Origin of the sequence: Comamonas sp. 26 (genome assembly GCF_002754475.1) — a bacterium.
GTDB lineage: Bacteria > Pseudomonadota > Gammaproteobacteria > Burkholderiales > Burkholderiaceae_C > Comamonas.
Genome location: NZ_PEFL01000001.1, coordinates 1,810,627 through 1,825,077, shown reverse-complemented (window position 1 = coordinate 1,825,077; position 14,451 = coordinate 1,810,627). Strand labels below are relative to the sequence as shown.

General features: G+C 60.4%; 15 protein-coding genes. 6 read left to right on the top strand and 9 right to left on the bottom strand.

Annotated elements, in window-relative coordinates; genetic code table 11:
* Window positions 1-84: 84 nt before the first annotated feature.
* The 4 genes from CLU84_RS08465 to CLU84_RS22165 all read right to left on the bottom strand — a co-directional run bounded on the left by CLU84_RS08465 (window position 85) and on the right by CLU84_RS22165 (window position 3,371).
* On the bottom strand, window positions 85-276 hold the full coding sequence (locus CLU84_RS08465) for a DUF2783 domain-containing protein (protein ID WP_099736817.1): 192 nt from the start codon (window positions 274-276) through the stop codon (window positions 85-87).
* Between the two features lie 11 nt (window positions 277-287).
* Window positions 288-1,985, bottom strand: a complete 1,698-nt coding sequence (locus CLU84_RS08460) for an FAD-dependent monooxygenase (RefSeq protein ID WP_099736816.1) — start codon at window positions 1,983-1,985, stop codon at window positions 288-290.
* A 185-nt stretch (window positions 1,986-2,170) separates the two neighbouring features.
* Window positions 2,171-3,070, bottom strand: coding sequence for a LuxR C-terminal-related transcriptional regulator (locus tag CLU84_RS08455; RefSeq protein ID WP_099736815.1), 900 nt, complete (start codon window positions 3,068-3,070; stop codon window positions 2,171-2,173).
* A 133-nt stretch (window positions 3,071-3,203) separates the two neighbouring features.
* Window positions 3,204-3,371 (bottom strand): hypothetical protein, encoded by a 168-nt coding sequence (locus CLU84_RS22165; RefSeq protein WP_199173707.1) that lies wholly within the window; start codon window positions 3,369-3,371, stop codon window positions 3,204-3,206.
* A 189-nt stretch (window positions 3,372-3,560) separates the two neighbouring features.
* Between CLU84_RS22165 and CLU84_RS08450 the strand changes: the two genes are divergently transcribed.
* Window positions 3,561-4,166: a YigZ family protein gene (locus CLU84_RS08450; protein WP_099737945.1), complete on the top strand. Its 606-nt coding sequence runs from the start codon at window positions 3,561-3,563 to the stop codon at window positions 4,164-4,166.
* Between the two features lie 48 nt (window positions 4,167-4,214).
* Here the strand turns inward: CLU84_RS08450 and CLU84_RS08445 are convergent, their stop codons facing one another.
* On the bottom strand, window positions 4,215-4,721 hold the full coding sequence (locus tag CLU84_RS08445; RefSeq protein ID WP_099736814.1) for a DUF6882 domain-containing protein: 507 nt from the start codon (window positions 4,719-4,721) through the stop codon (window positions 4,215-4,217).
* 212 nt (window positions 4,722-4,933) lie between these two features.
* On the opposite strand from CLU84_RS08445, the gene CLU84_RS08440 reads away from it, so the two are divergent.
* The 5 genes from CLU84_RS08440 (at window position 4,934) to CLU84_RS08420 (ending at window position 8,834) form a co-directional block, all read left to right on the top strand.
* Window positions 4,934-6,076 (top strand): winged helix-turn-helix domain-containing protein, encoded by a 1,143-nt coding sequence (locus CLU84_RS08440; protein WP_199173706.1) that lies wholly within the window; start codon window positions 4,934-4,936, stop codon window positions 6,074-6,076.
* Window positions 6,077-6,265: 189 nt separating this feature from the next.
* Window positions 6,266-6,847: a peroxidase-related enzyme gene (locus tag CLU84_RS08435; protein WP_099736813.1), complete on the top strand. Its 582-nt coding sequence runs from the start codon at window positions 6,266-6,268 to the stop codon at window positions 6,845-6,847.
* A 195-nt stretch (window positions 6,848-7,042) separates the two neighbouring features.
* A complete protein-coding gene (locus tag CLU84_RS08430) occupies window positions 7,043-7,528 on the top strand; it encodes a YceI family protein (RefSeq protein WP_233209975.1) in 486 nt (161 codons plus the stop codon).
* Window positions 7,525-8,247 carry a YceI family protein gene (locus tag CLU84_RS08425; protein WP_099736811.1) on the top strand — a complete coding sequence of 241 codons (723 nt, stop codon included), beginning with the start codon at window positions 7,525-7,527 and terminating at the stop codon, window positions 8,245-8,247. Before CLU84_RS08430 ends, CLU84_RS08425 begins: the two co-directional genes overlap by 4 nt.
* Window positions 8,244-8,834 (top strand): SRPBCC family protein, encoded by a 591-nt coding sequence (locus tag CLU84_RS08420; protein WP_233209974.1) that lies wholly within the window; start codon window positions 8,244-8,246, stop codon window positions 8,832-8,834. The genes CLU84_RS08425 and CLU84_RS08420 overlap by 4 nt, the downstream gene beginning before the upstream one ends.
* Before the next feature lie 37 nt (window positions 8,835-8,871).
* Here CLU84_RS08420 and CLU84_RS08415 read toward each other — a convergent pair whose 3' ends face one another.
* From CLU84_RS08415 to CLU84_RS08400, 4 genes are all read right to left on the bottom strand, one after another.
* Window positions 8,872-10,197: a sigma-54 dependent transcriptional regulator gene (locus tag CLU84_RS08415; RefSeq protein WP_099736810.1), complete on the bottom strand. Its 1,326-nt coding sequence runs from the start codon at window positions 10,195-10,197 to the stop codon at window positions 8,872-8,874.
* 12 nt (window positions 10,198-10,209) lie between these two features.
* Complete coding sequence (locus CLU84_RS08410) at window positions 10,210-12,081, bottom strand: ATP-binding protein (protein WP_233209973.1); 1,872 nt, start codon at window positions 12,079-12,081, stop codon at window positions 10,210-10,212.
* Between the two features lie 83 nt (window positions 12,082-12,164).
* Entirely contained in the window at window positions 12,165-13,448 is a 1,284-nt protein-coding gene (locus tag CLU84_RS08405) for a dicarboxylate/amino acid:cation symporter (RefSeq protein ID WP_099736808.1), read from the bottom strand.
* Between the two features lie 329 nt (window positions 13,449-13,777).
* Window positions 13,778-14,212 (bottom strand): thioesterase family protein, encoded by a 435-nt coding sequence (locus CLU84_RS08400; RefSeq protein ID WP_099736807.1) that lies wholly within the window; start codon window positions 14,210-14,212, stop codon window positions 13,778-13,780.
* Between the last annotated feature and the right edge of the window lie 239 nt (window positions 14,213-14,451).

Below are 14,451 nucleotides of genomic sequence, written 5' to 3'. Positions count from 1 at the left end.
TTTCGCCATGCCCGAAGACCCCGCCGGAGATCCCTCATGAAAAAGGCCCGCAGGTGGCGGGCCTCTGCTTCGATTCAGCGAGAGTTACAGATCGCGCTGTGCGGTAGCAATCATCTCGCCAAATTTTTGCGCATTGCCCAACTGATTGGCAGCCAGCAGCGCCAGCTTGACCAGCAGCAACTCAGATTTTTCAGCACCCACGGCGTCAATGGCGGTGGCCAGTTGGTCGTAAACAGTTTCAAGGCCAGCGATATCCAGAGTGTTTGTCGTGTTCATGTTGATTCTCCTCAGACAGGCAAAGCGGCTTTGAATGCGGCTTGCAGGCGGTTGGCGTCCAGCGCCATCCAGCGGGCGCAGATATGCTGATCGGGGCGCAGCAGGTAGGCAGCGCCGTTGGCCATCACGCCATAGCGGGCGCGGCAGCGGCCTTCACTGTCATCCAGTACTACATCGGCACCATCAACAGCAGCCACGCTATGACTGGTTACCGCAATCAGTCGCACGCCAATGTGGCGTGCCTTGACGCCATCGATCACGGCGCGCAGCTCGGCCGGGATGGTTGGGCCGTCGGTGAAGTACAGCAGGTCAAACCCGCCACCCAGTTGGTCGAGCAGATAGCTGTCCGGCGTAAAGCGCACATTGACGGGCGGCGCGCCGTGGGCGGGGCCGGCTTTGAAGAGCAGGTTATCGTCGCCCACGCTGTTGAGCGGAGACTGAGCGTACTCATGCGGGCGCGAGGTGCGCCAGTGGTAGAGCGGGCCGACAAAGGGCTGGCTCAGGGACAGGGACAGCACGGCATCGCGCAGCAGCCTGAAGCCGCGTGTGGGCGGTGCCATGAAGCGTGTGCTCTTGCCGGCTTCCTCCACAATCTCGCGGGCTGCGCCCACGCGCTCGCTGCTATAGCTGTCAAGCAGCTTGGGGCTGGCCGCGCCCTTTGCCACCAGCGCCAGCCGCCAGCCTAGCGCCTGTGCATCCTGAAACCCGGTATTGGCACCGCGAACGCCGAAAATGGGCAGCATGTGGGCCGCATCGCCCGCAAAAATCACCCGACCATGCACGTAGTTGGGCAGGGTCAGTGCCCGGGCGGAATAGACCGAGCTCCAGTCCATCTCCCAGGGCGTTCCGCCAAAGCCGATCATCTCCAGCTGGGCATCAATGCGCGCCTTGAGAGACTCGGGCTTGAGCGCATCTTCAGGGTCTTCACCCGCAGGCAACTGGTAGTCCACACGCCAGATGCCATGCGGCTCGCGGTGCATGAGGATGGTGTTGCCGGGGTTCCACGTGGGGTCGAAAAATGCCAGACGCTCGGTGGGTAGCGGCAGGTCGATGCGGATATCGGCAATCACAAAGCGGCCTTCGTAAGACGCGCCTTCCATCAGCAGATTCATGGCCGTGCGGATACCCGAACGCGCGCCATCGCAGGCCACCAGCCAGTCAGCGCGCAGCGGGTACGGGCCTTCGGGCGTATCGACTTCGACAAACGCCTGCTCGCCCCTTTGTTCCACCTTATTGATACGATTGCCCCAGCGCAGCTCGATCAGCGGGTTGGCTTCTACCGCTTCAACCAAGTATTCCTCCAGAAACTGCTGCTGCAGATTGATCATAGGGAAGAAGCGGTCATCATCGGCGCGGGCGTTTTCCATGCGGTATACGCGCTGGCCGCGGTAAATGCTGTTGCCGTAGCACCAGGGCAAGCCGGTTTCCGTCACACGATGCGCCACGCCCACCTGCTGCAAAATTTCCATGGAGCGGCGCGTAAACACAATGGCGCGGCTGCCTTCTGAGACTTGCAGCTCCGATTCAAGCACCACGCAGCGCTGACCATGGCGCGCCATCTCCAGTGCCGTGGTCAGGCCCACCGGGCCAGTGCCGACGATGACCACGGGGTGGTTCTGCTCACCCGGATGCTGGGACGCCAGCCATGGTTGATGAACCTGGTACTGGTAGTAGATAGAGCGACGTGGCTTTGCGTAAGGCTGATGCATTTTTTTGTCTCCGGGGGCGCTGTTTTGATCCGACCAGTGCACTCGGCACCCAAGTCACTGGCTTTGAGCTGCAGTGTAGAAAAGCGCCGGACCGCCCATGTCACCAAATGAGGACAAGTTCTTGCATTCGCGTAGCTTCAAGCCAAATCAGCCTCTAGCCCTTGAGGAATAAGCGCAGGCAGCTATCAAAACTGAAAATCTACGGCTTCCGCCGGCTCCATCAGCAAGGCAAATAGCTCTCGCTGGCCTTGTACGCCCAGCTTGGCGCAAACCCGCTTTACGTAGGTGCGTGCACTGCTGACGGTAATGCCCAGCCGCTGTGCCAGCGCCTCTGCATCAAGCCCCTGCGCCAGCGCCCTGACAACATCCAGGTCTCGCGGCGTCAATTGCTCAAAGCGCCGCTGCAGCCGGGCCAGCACGAGCCCGACCAAATCATCCTGCAGCGTCTGCCCTGCGTAATGCAGCCGCATGGCCTGCATGACCAGCGGCGCAAAGGCTTCAATCTGTGCAATGGCGGCAGCATCAAAGCGGCCATGCTCCTCACCCCGGTACAGGTTCACGGAGAGCCAGCGCGCGTTTTCCTGCAGCATCAGCAGCGACAGCCGCTCGGCAATGTGCGGCTGGGTGTAGCAAACATGGCGGTATTCAGGGTGCTGCACGTCTTCCGGGGCTTGCCTGTGCAGCCAGACACGAGGCTTGGCATACGGGTCTTTGGCCAACCGCGCCAGCTCGGTTTTCATAATGCGCTGCGAGCCATCCAGCGGGTAAAAGCGCTCGCTATAGTCCTGCGAAATCATGGGCAGCGCGCCTGTTCGCGCCCTGTCGCCCATGCCCACCACGCGCGGCCGCGCCATGCCTTGAAATGAAAAAATGGTGCATTGCGCCAGCGGCACCTGGCGGCCGAGCAGATGCAATATCTGTTCCGCCACCGCATCGCTGCTGCCACCGCTCAAGCTGCTGCGCCCCACCTTCTCCATCATCGCCGTCACATCGGCCAGTGCCACGGGCAGCACCGCCGTCTGCGCAACGGCGGGCAGCAGCATCCAATGGGAAGGATCAGAAAACGGTGTGGTCGAGGCAGTCATGTGCGAAAAACGGGGACAAGCGGTGATTTTGACTGCGGAAACTGGTGCGTGGCCGCAGATGCAAAAAACCGGCTGTCCTTGCAAGGATCAGCCGGTTTGCCGAGGTTAAATCAGTTCAGATGAGTTCTGTGGCTTACCACTCGCCTACATTGCGTATGCGTTGCAGCAGGTCCCACTCATCTTCAGGCGTGCTGGCCTGTAGAGGCTGAGCCTCCATCAGCTCCTGCGCCAGGGGCGGAGGGGTGAAATGCTCATGGCCAAAAGTGTGTTCGCTCAGGGTCTGTGGCTGGGGAATGTTCATGACCGCCTCCTTTGCAAGTAGCTTAATCATGGGCGCTGCGCCAGCTTGTAGGAACCGGATTAACACCACTGTCGATCAAACCCCACAAGCCGCGTCGTCGTGTCATTAAAGCGTCATGACTGAAGCAATCAAGCAAACTGCTTTGTATCGGCAAGCGACCCAATCTTTGCGGTTATGCTGCCGCACGCTATGCCCCAGACTCTTCGTGCCCCCGTCTCCAGTGAACTGATCATCAAGAAAAGCCGTTTCATCGGCTGTGTGCAACCGATGACGGACCGGGCCAGCGCGCAGGCTGTGGTCGATGCGCTGTGGTGCCAGCACCCGGGCGCCGCCCATGTCTGCTGGGCCTTGCTGGCGGGCGGGCAGTCCGCTGCGGTGGATGACGGCGAACCCAGCGGAACAGCTGGCCGCCCCATGCTGGATGTGCTGCGCCATCAGGACCTTGAAGGCGTGCTGGCCACCGTGGTGCGCTACTTTGGCGGCGTCAAACTGGGCGCTGGCGGGCTGGTGCGTGCCTATACCGATGCGGTGGCGCAAGCGCTGCTGCAGGCCGAAAAAGTCACCATTCAGCGCATGCAGATATTGCAGTGCACAGCGCCCTATCAGCTGGAGGGGCTGATTCGCCGCATGGTGGATGCTGCGGAAGGTGCCGAGCTGCTGCAGGTCGATCACGGCAGCCTAGTCACCTTCAAGATGCAGATGCCGCAATCGGCTGCAGACGCCTTTGTCAGCGCGCTCAACGAAAGCGGTCAGGGGCGTATTGGATGGATCAAGCCAGACGAGCTTGAAGATTGACGCCAAGCCTGTAACCCACCTTGCCCCCACTCCTGCTTCAAGCGAGTCTTAGTTCGCCAGTGAGGACTGATCAACCGCCGCCTGCAAATGCAGCAGCGTGAAATACAGCGTCACATCGCCTTGCTGATCAATAAAAGTGCCCACGGCGCGCTGCAGGCGGGCGGCGATGCACAGGCATTCCAGAGCCTCGGGGCGACCGCCGGGAATACGGGCCGTCGTCAGCAGCGACAGATGGTTTTCACGCCCAAAGTCGTGAACCACCTCCAACGCCTCGCCATGCTGGCGGGGAATCCCCTCATTGGCCCAGCTCCAGACAAAGCTGCCCTCTTCCTCGCTGCTAGTACCTACTAGGCAGATAGTGGCGATCACCTCGTGCAACGGGCCTTGCAGCTCCAGCAGGGCGCGGTCCAGGTCCCAGCGGTACTGGGGGTTCGCCTGCAGACCGAATTGCTGGGGCCATTCGGCATTGCGGGCCTGCATCATTTCAACGGCCTCGCGGCTCCAGGCGGCCCAGTCAGTGGTCTGTCCTGCTGAAGGTTTTCCTTGTTCGCTCATCACATATCCCCTGCTGTCAATAGGCAGCATTGTCGGGCAAGTGCGCCTGCCATGAAGCCTGCCTCTGCGTTTCTACCCACGTCATTCGGACGATTCAGCGCCCGCAACGGCAGCCCGATAAATACGCAGGCTTTTGGGGCACGATTTCACAGGATTGCACAAATAACTGTATTTATATACAGTTAAATGCTTTCAGCTAACCCAACCCTGCCGTGCCCCACCCTATTGCGCTCACTTTTTTACAGCAGCTGGCGCTTTCGCAGCAAGGGCTGGGGGCTCAATATGCCTTTGGTAGCGGGCTGGATGGCACGCTGCACGCCATCGCGCATCTGGGCTATGTGCAGATTGACACCCTGTCCGTCATCGAACGTGCCCACCACCATGTGCTCTGGAGCCGGGTGCCCGGCTATGCCCCTGAGCATCTCAACCAACTCTGCGCGCAGGGGCAGATTTTTGAATACTGGTTCCATGCTGCCGCCTACCTGCCCATGCGCGACTACCGCTTCGCCTTGCCGCGCATGCAGTCCTTCAGGCGTGGTGAGAGCCCGTATTACAAAAGCGTTGAGCCCAGTCTGATGGCCGAGATTCTGGCCCGCGTGAGCGGTGAAGGTGAGCTGCGCAGCCGCGACCTCAAAGACCGCAGCCAAGGCGCATGGTGGAACCAGGGCCCGGGCCGCCGCGCACTGGACAAGCTCTTCATGCAGGGCGATGTCATGATCCGCGAGCGCAAAGGCATGGAAAAAGTCTATGTGCTGCCCGAGCAATTGCTGCCAGCCGATACAGACTTGAGCGAGCCCAGCGCACAAGAAATGGCAGCCCATCTGCTGGAACAAGCCATGCGCGCGCATGGCGTGGTGACCTGGGCGCAACTCGTGCACCTGCGCACAGGCAAAGCACTGCGCGCCGCCATGCGTGAATTGCTGGATGCTCAGGTTGCAGCAGGCCAGCTGATAAGCCTCGCTGATTCGGCGCAGCCTGACACCTATCTTCAGCCCTCTGCACTGGCACCCAGCAGCAGTCGTAAACCGGCCGACAAGGTGCAGCTGCTCTCACCTTTCGACAATGCGGTCATTCACCGTGATCGCTTGCAGCAGCTGTTTGGCTTTAACTACCGGCTGGAGAGCTACACGCCCGCAGAAAAGCGCATCTACGGCTACTTTTGCCTGCCTATCCTGTGGCGCGGGCGGTTTGTGGGCCGAGTGGACTGCAAGGCCAACCGCTCAGCCGGGCGGCTGGTGGTGCTGAGTCTGCATCTGGAAAATGGCATCAAGGCAAATACTCAATTTTCAGAGCAACTGACGCAGACACTGCAACAGCTGGCGCAGTTTTGCGGCTGCAATCAGGTTCAGCAATAAGCGCCGCCAAGCCTTCGACTAGCACCTCTGCGCTGAAGGAAATACTCTCAATTCAATAGCTGCTTGCGCTTTACATATAAGGGCTAGCAGTCAAAAACAATCAGATTGCAGCATCTGCAACACAAACGACAGCTTTGGAGTACTCACTCATGCCATGCTTGGCGCATCACAGCCAAGGAGAGAGACACCATGAAACAGCGCTACCCCTTTCCCGATCTGAACAGCCTGCCCCAGGACATCCAGCAGCGCATTACCGAGGTGCAGCAAAAATCCGGCTTTGTGCCCAATGTGTTCCTGGCCTTTGCCCGACGCCCCGCCGAATGGCGCGCCTTCTTTGCCTATCACGATGCCTTGATGCTCAAGGAAGAAGGCAGCCTGACCAAGGGCGAGCGCGAGATGATCGTCACCACCACCAGCGCTGCCAACCAGTGCCTGTATTGCGTGGTGGCCCATGGCGCCATCTTGCGCATCTACGAGAAAAAGCCGCTGATTGCCGACCAGGTCGCCGTCAACTACCGCAAAGCCGACATCAGTCCCCGCGAGCGCGCCATGCTGGACTTTGCGATGAAGGTCTGCCAGCGCAGCCAGGAAATCGACGACGCCGACTATGAAGCTCTCTATCCCCACGGCTTTGATGACGAGGATATCTGGGACATCGCCGCCATCACGGCTTTCTTCGGCCTCTCCAACCGCATGGCCAGTTTTGCGGGCATGACACCCAACCCCGAGTTCTATCTGATGGGGCGTGTTCCGCGCGAGAAAAAAGCCTGAGAAAACAAGCAGTCCTGCATGGCAAGTCACTGATGCAGCTTGCATCGACTTGCGGCATCATCTCCTCCATAGCAGCGTGTTATTCAGACTCAGGCTGTCCTTTGGAGATACATCGAGATGCGAAAAACTGCTTTCTGCCTCGCTGGACTAGGGGCCGCGTTCTGCCTGACAAGCGCTAGTGCCGCCGAATGGCAGATGGACTCCAGTGCAAGCAACCGTCTGGAATTCACGGCCAGCTTCGAAAAAGCGCCGGTCACCGGGGTCTTCAAAGACTTCGAGGTGCGCTTTGGCTTCGACCCCATGAAGCCTGCCGGCAACCACCTGGACGTCATCATTCGCACAAGCAGTGCGGATATGGCCAACCCGGACATCAACCAGGCCATTGCAGGCATGGAATGGTTCGACTTCATGCGCTACCGTCAGGCGGAATTCCGTGCCAGCGACATACGGCGCGGGCCAGGCGAGGCCAGTTATCTGGCGCGCGGCGCACTCTCGCTCAAAGGCGTGCAGCAACCGCAGGAGTTCGCTTTTACCTGGAACCCCGCTGACGGCAAGATGGTGGGAGAGTTCGTTACCCAACGCTCGATCTTTGGCATAGGCACAGGCGAGTGGAAGAACACCGATATCGTGGGTGACGCGGTGAAAGTGAAATTTCGCATCCGACTGAGACCTCTGCCATGAAATGCCACCGACATCTGATTGCGGCCCTGGTGGCGCTGATCGCGGCCTGCTCCCAGCCTGCGCAAGAGCCAGTGTCGCTATCGGCGAGTGACTCATCACCGACGGATTTCCCCGCCGCTGCCTATGCAGAGGCTGCCGCCCGGGGCCAGCGCGTGCTGCAGATCGATCCCGCGCATTCGCTGCTTGCCATCACCGTGCGTCGCGGCGGCACTCTGGCCAGACTGGGGCACGACCATGTGGTTGCCAGCCATACGCTGCAAGGCTATGTGTCGCCGGAGCTGGGCCGAGCCGATCTCTACATCGCACTGGACCAGTTAACCGTTGACGAGCCGGCTTTGCGTGCTCAGGCTGGCTTCGACACCCAGCCCAGCGCCGCCGATATCGCCGCCACCCGCGCCAATATGCTGGGCAAGGTACTGCAGACCTCACAGTTTCCATTGGCACGCATCCAAGTCAGAACGCCCCCCAACGCGAGTGGAGAGGTGATGCTTGCGCTGGATCTCACCCTTCGCGGTGTCACACGCAGCTTGAGCGTACCGGCACGAATCAAAGACGAGCGCGACGGATTGCATATCGCTGGCGAGCTGAGCTTTGATCAATCGAGCTTTGGTATCGCGCCCTTCTCCATCCTTGGCGGCGCGATTCAGGTACAGGACAAGCTTGATTTGCGCTTCGAGGTGCAAGCCAGCAAACGTCAGCCACGGAAGTCCCCATCATGATGCTCAGCCCCCTGATCGCTCGCTGGACATTTCTCGGCCTGATGTGCAGCAGCCTGAGCGCCTTGGCGCAAGAGCTGAGCATCGAAACCTCAGAGCAGCATGAAGCCTTCACGGTGAACGCCACAGCCACCATGCCAGTCCGCCTAGCCACGGTCTGGAGCGTGATTTCCGACTACGACCACCTGGCCGACTTCGTACCCGGCATGCACAGCTCGCGGGTGCTGGAGCGCAGCGGCAACCAGGTACTGCTGGAGCAGACCGGAAGCCTGGGATTTCTTTTCTTTCAGCAGCCCATAGCGGTCAAGCTGGCCGTGACCGAATCGCCGCCTGAACGCATCGTCGCCCATGCGGTGGGCGGCAACCTCAAGCAAATGGATGGCCGCTACACCCTGGAAGCAATGCCCGAAGGCAAAGTCCGGCTGTCGTACAGCGCCAGCCTGCTGCCCGATTTTTCCGTCCCCCCGGTCATCGGCAGGCTGGCGGTGCGTCAGGTGCTGGCGCGACAGTTCAGGGCGCTGGTTCAGGAAATCCTGCGACGCGATGCCATGCATCTCTCGCCAGCCACCGAAGAAGCTCAAAAACAATAGCTGTAACCCATTGACAGTATTGCGCCCGAGACATATTTCACTTCAAGTTGTACTTGCGTATCTTGTCGTGCAGCGTGGTCTTGGGCGTGTTCAGCGCCGCTGCTGTACGACTCAGGTTTCCAGCATTAGCGCGCAGGGCTTCGGCGATCAGGGCGCGCTCTATGGATTCAACGGTGGCGGAGAGTGAGCTCTGCGAGTCAGGGGCAGCCGCCGCCTCGCCCAGTCCCATCTCTATACCCAGCGTCATGCGCTCAGCCATGTTGCGCAGCTCGCGCACGTTGCCCGGCCAGTCATGGGCCATCAGCGTCTGCAGGCGCTGCGGAGTCAGCTCAGCCACGGGCCTTTGGTGGCGTGCAGCGGCTTGCAGGGCAAAATATTCAAACAGGCGGGGAATGTCTTCGCGGCGCTCGCGCAGCGTGGGGAGTGTGACGGTGACGACGTTGAGGCGGTAATACAGATCGGCGCGAAACAGCCCTTGTCGACTGAGTTCGAGCAAATCGACCTTGGTGGCGGCGATGACCCGGCAATCCACCGCAATGCTGGCGTTGGAACCCAGCCGCTCCAGTACGCGCTCTTGCAGCACGCGCAGCAGCTTGATCTGCATGGCCATGGGCATGCTCTCGATTTCGTCGAGAAACAGCGTGCCGCCGCTGGCATATTCGATCTTGCCAATGCGTTTTTTGCCTGCGCCGGTAAAGGCACCGGCTTCGCTGCCGAACATTTCGCTATCGAAGAGGGTCTCGGGCAGGCCACCGCAGTTGATGGCGACAAAGTTGCCACTCTTGCGCCTACTGGCTTCATGCAGGCTGCGCGCCACGCGCTCTTTGCCGGTACCGGTTTCGCCCCAGACCAGCACATCGGCCTCGCTGGCCGCCAGGCTCTGCACCGTGCGCCGCAGCTGCTGCATGGGCAGGGATTGACCCAGCAACTGGTGCTGCACGACCTCTCGGTTTTGCAGTTGCTGGCGCAGGCTGCGCACTTCCAGCACCAGTCGGCGGCGCTCCAGTGCACGGCCCACGGTCTTGACGAGACGCTCGGGGGCAAAGGGCTTTTCCAGAAAATCGGCGGCACCATCCTTCATGGCCTGCACGGCCATGGAAATATCGCCATGGCCGGTGATGAGTATCACCGGCAGCTCGTCATCCATGGCACGGATGACGCCAAGCAATTCCAGCCCGCTCATCTGCGGCAGGCGGATGTCGCTGACCACCACGCCCGCGAAACCCGCTGACAAGCGCTGCTGCGCCAGCTCGGCCGTACCTACGCAGCTGCACTCCATGCCCTCCAGCCGCAAGGTCTGCTCGCAGGCCATGGCGACATCGGCATCGTCTTCAACGATCAGGACTTGGAGGGTGTGGTTCATGGGCTGCGGCAATCAGGAGAGCGGCAGAGTATCCACTAACGGCAGGCTCAGCGTAAAGATGGCCCCGCCTTCGGGATGGTTGCCGCCCGTCAGGCTGCCGCCACTGGCCCGCGCAATATCGGCTGACAGTGACAGGCCCAGCCCCAGCCCCTGACTTTCGGGCTTGGTCGTGAAAAACGGCTCGAACAGATGGGTCAGCACCTGCTCGCTTAGGCCTGGGCCATGGTCGCGCACCGTAATCTGCGCCCAGTCACCGGTCTGCAGGCAGGCTATCTCGATAAGGGGGTGGCTGCTGCCCTGCATGGCATCCAGCGCATTGCCAATCAGGTTGACCAGTACTTGCTGCACGCGATTCGCGTCACAGCGGGCCCGCAAACCCGGCACCGAAGGCTGGCGGAGCACCGCAGCACCAGTGCGAGCAATGCGCGGCTCAAGCAGGGCCAGAGCCCCGTCAATCACCGCCTCCAGATCGACAGACTGGGGCTGACCCACGGATTTGCGCGCAAAGTTGCGCAGCTGGCCGGTCATCTGGCCCATGCGGTCGGCCAGATCGGCCATGCGCTGCAGATTGCTTTGCACCATCTCGGGCTGGCCACGTTCCAGAAAGCGCTGGCTGTTGCCAGCCAGTGCCCGCAGGGCCGCCAGAGGCTGGTTGAGTTCATGCGCCACCTCGGTTGAAAGCTGCCCAATCACGGCCAGCTTGCCCGCCTGCACCAGCTCATCTTGCGCAGCGCGCAGCGTGGCTTCGGCCTGAATGCGCTCTGCCACTTCTTGCTGCAGCGACTGGTTGGCGGTTTGCAGATCGGTGGTGCGCTGCTGCACCTTGTGCTCCAGCGCCTCGTTGGCCTGCTTCAGCGCCTGTTGCGCCGCCAGTTGCTCACGCACATGCTTGCGGCGCTGGTAAAGCAAGGCCGCCAGCAGCAAAGCCAAGGCAATGAGCACCCCCGCAACCCAGGCGCGGCTGGTCGCAAGCTGCAGTGCTGCGGTCAGTGGCGATAGCACGGTGATCTGCCATGGCGTGCCCGCCAGCGGACGCGACTGGATCAGAAAGCGCCCTGTGCGCTGGTCTGCGGCTGCACCCTTGGCCGCCCCAATGCGCACTTGCTTAAAGGCGTCGTCGCTACTCAAAGGCTTCAAGGTTTGCCAGCCCAGCGGGTTCAGGCTCAGGCGGTTATATTTTTGCGAGGCTTCCAGCGCGCTGCGCCGCTCTTCATCCAGCGGCTGCAAGGTGGAAAAGCGCCAAGCCGGCACGTTGCTGAGAATGACCACGCTGTTTTCATCGCTGACCAGCACCGGAGACTCCACGCTGGCCCAGGACTCTTCAAGCTGCGCCAGCCCGACCTTGACCACAACCACACCCTGCTGGGCGCCCTGCCCCAGCGTACTGGTGAGGTAGTAGCCCGGCTCGCCGCGCGTGGTGCCAATGCCGAAGTAACGGCCACGCCCCTCGCGCAATGCCTGCTGTACATAGGGCCTGAAGCTTAGATCTTCACCCACATAGCTGTCGGCACGCTGCCAGTTGCTGGCAGCCAGCACATGGCCATCGTGCCCAATCAGATAGACGGTCAGCGTGCCCGCGCGGCGGTTGATTTCTTGCAGATAGAGATTGGCGCGGGATTGCAGCAGCGCATCGCCGGGCGACTGCAGCAGAGCCTTGACCTCGGGCTGCAGCGCCGCCACATCGGGCAAAAAGGCGAATTTGTCGATTTCTCGCTGCAGGCTGGCCACATAGCGGTCAAGCCGGTTGTTGCCTGCGGTGGTCACGGTCTCCAGCCCCGCTCGCACAAAGGCCTGATACCCCAGCCAGCCGCCCAGGCTGCTTGCCGCCAGCCAGAGCAGGAGCAGCAGGCTGGCGCGCAGGCGAGGTGGCAAAAAAGCTAGCATGGTGCGAGCCATGGTAGCAGCGCCCTGCGCTATCTGGCACCTGAGGCAGCTATCCCAGCACCAGCGCACAGGGCGAATCAGGCTCAGGCGTGGCTGGCTTGCGCCAGAGGCTGCGCAGCGCCATCCGACGCAGGCTCATCGCCCTCATCACCTTCCCACTTGGCGACCACTGCAGTGGCAATGGCGTTGCCCAGCACATTGGTCAGCGTGCGGCCCATATCCAGGAAGTGGTCGATACCCAGAATCAGCAAAATGCCGGCTTCCGGTAAACCGAACATGGGCAAAACAGCCGCCACCACCACCAGCGATGCGCGCGGCACACCCGCAATCCCCTTGCTGGAGATCATCAGCACCGCGAGCATGGTGAACTGCGCGGCCAGCGACATCTCAATGCCATAGGCCTGAGAAATAAAGATGGCCAGGAAGGTGGTGTAAATCATCGAGCCATCAAGATTGAACGAGTAGCCCAGCGGCAGCACAAAGCCGGTGATACGGGGCTTGATGCCGAATTTTTCCAGCTGCTCCATGAGCTTGGGCAGGGTCGACTCACTGCTGGCAGTGAAAAAGCCCACCAGCACCGGGCCGCGAATCAGGGACAGCAGGCGGAACACGTCCTTGCCCAGCACCAGATAACCGGCGCCAATCAGCAGCAGCCACAGTGCGGCCAGGGCAATGTAGAAACCCAGCAGGAACTTGCCGAACACCATCAGCATGCCCAGACCATGGGTGGCGATAGTGCCTGCCACCGAGCCAAACACGCCCAGGGGTGCAAAGCGCATCACGTACTCAGTCACGCGCAGCATGACGTGCGAGGTTTCTTCCATCAGGTCCACCAGCATGTGCTTTTTCTGGTGGTTCAGGTAACCCAGAGCAATGCCGAAGAACAGCGCAAACACGAGGATTTGCAGCACTTCATTGGCCGCCATGGCTTCAAAAATGTTCTTGGGGAAGACGTGGGTGATGAAATCCTTGAAGTTCAAGGCCGAAGTCTTGAGCCCCAGCCCCTCGGCGCTGGTCGGTAATTCCACATGCAGGCCATAGCCGGGCTTGAGCACATTGGCAAAAAACAGGCCCAGAAACAGCGAGCACACGGACGCGCCGATAAACCAGCCTAAAGCACGACCGCCCACTCGGCCCACGGACTGGGCGTCGCCCATATTGGCAAGGCCAGCCACCAGCGTGGCGAACACCAGAGGCGCAATGATCATCTTGATCATGCGCAAAAATACATCGGTGAGTATGCCTAGATAGCCGGCGATCTCTTTGGCAGCCTCGGGGCTCGCAGCATTGGCGTGGACCAGATAGCCCACCACAACGCCCAGGACCATTGCCAGCAAAACCATGATGGTCAGGCGATTGGATTTCATTCTTGGATTCTTGGTATGTGTTGTCTTCACTGCTGGCAGAAGCCCGGCCCTGAAAGCGGCTGACGCGCCCCGTTCAAGTCCGAAGTTCTGCTAGCGACAACAGGAGCTGGCCGCTTGCCGGGCTGAATCCTTATCAGCCGTACAAGCGCCCACACTCTTGTCATCTCACAACCGCGCACGCGCGGCCTGGCTGTCTTAAAGCACATACCGTGCCAATGAAATATTGCCTGCTAAACCTTTGATTTAATTATTTTCAGCATACTTTTTTGCATAACCTTGACCGAATTTCCGAACATGCCAACGTCAATCATCCGGATTTCCGAACAGCCTTAGCCGCTGACCTTGCTGCGAATCCAGTTCGGCAAATCCGTCGCTTTCTGTTTTGAAAAGTCCACCCAGATCACCGTACCGCCGCCTGCTGCGCAGATCACACCGGGCTGGGCCACCCGCTCCATCGTGGCCCAGGTTTCAAACGTGGTGCGAGCAGGATCACTCACGAACATTTTGAGAAGCACCTCGTCCGGATAGGCGAGTTGCTGATAAAAATTGCAGAAAGCGTTGACGACTACCGGGCCTTGACCCTGTCCTTCCCGGTTCAGTCCTGGCTTGAGGCCAAAGCCGCTCATCCAGTCAATACGCGCCGTCTCCAGGTAGCGAAAGTACTGGGCATTGTTCACGTGGCCCATGGCATCCATATCGCCCCAGCGCACGCCAAAGCGTGTTTCATAGACCCGCGTTTTTTGCTCGGGCAGCTCAATTCTCATGACTCTGGCACTCCTCAATGGCGGTATTGGCAGGCGGCTCATAGTCACCCTGCTCTAGTTTCTTTGGGGGATGGCGCCCACCGGGGCGAGCACTAGCCTATGGACTTTGCCGCAATACAGATTGATACGCTGTCACCTTCTCTGCACGGCCATGGGAAGTGCTCAGCATAGAATCGCCCGCATCGCGGTATTTGTGACAGGACATAAGCAAAGCCGCGCAAGTTAGTTTTCCCATTCAA

What these genes read in the sequence shown, in the direction of transcription:
- CLU84_RS08465 (WP_099736817.1), bottom strand. Translation starts at nt 276, where the DNA reads ATGAACACGACAAACACTCTGGATATCGCTGGCCTTGAAACTGTTTAC.
- CLU84_RS08460 (WP_099736816.1), bottom strand. Translation starts at nt 1,985, where the DNA reads ATGCATCAGCCTTACGCAAAGCCACGTCGCTCTATCTACTACCAGTAC.
- CLU84_RS08455 (WP_099736815.1), bottom strand. Translation starts at nt 3,070, where the DNA reads ATGACTGCCTCGACCACACCGTTTTCTGATCCTTCCCATTGGATGCTG.
- CLU84_RS22165 (WP_199173707.1), bottom strand. Translation starts at nt 3,371, where the DNA reads ATGAACATTCCCCAGCCACAGACCCTGAGCGAACACACTTTTGGCCAT.
- CLU84_RS08450 (WP_099737945.1), top strand. Translation starts at nt 3,561, where the DNA reads ATGCCCCAGACTCTTCGTGCCCCCGTCTCCAGTGAACTGATCATCAAG.
- CLU84_RS08445 (WP_099736814.1), bottom strand. Translation starts at nt 4,721, where the DNA reads ATGAGCGAACAAGGAAAACCTTCAGCAGGACAGACCACTGACTGGGCC.
- CLU84_RS08435 (WP_099736813.1), top strand. Translation starts at nt 6,266, where the DNA reads ATGAAACAGCGCTACCCCTTTCCCGATCTGAACAGCCTGCCCCAGGAC.
- CLU84_RS08430 (WP_233209975.1), top strand. Translation starts at nt 7,043, where the DNA reads ATGGACTCCAGTGCAAGCAACCGTCTGGAATTCACGGCCAGCTTCGAA.
- CLU84_RS08425 (WP_099736811.1), top strand. Translation starts at nt 7,525, where the DNA reads ATGAAATGCCACCGACATCTGATTGCGGCCCTGGTGGCGCTGATCGCG.
- CLU84_RS08420 (WP_233209974.1), top strand. Translation starts at nt 8,244, where the DNA reads ATGATGCTCAGCCCCCTGATCGCTCGCTGGACATTTCTCGGCCTGATG.
- CLU84_RS08415 (WP_099736810.1), bottom strand. Translation starts at nt 10,197, where the DNA reads ATGAACCACACCCTCCAAGTCCTGATCGTTGAAGACGATGCCGATGTC.
- CLU84_RS08410 (WP_233209973.1), bottom strand. Translation starts at nt 12,081, where the DNA reads ATGCTAGCTTTTTTGCCACCTCGCCTGCGCGCCAGCCTGCTGCTCCTG.
- CLU84_RS08405 (WP_099736808.1), bottom strand. Translation starts at nt 13,448, where the DNA reads ATGAAATCCAATCGCCTGACCATCATGGTTTTGCTGGCAATGGTCCTG.
- CLU84_RS08400 (WP_099736807.1), bottom strand. Translation starts at nt 14,212, where the DNA reads ATGAGAATTGAGCTGCCCGAGCAAAAAACGCGGGTCTATGAAACACGC.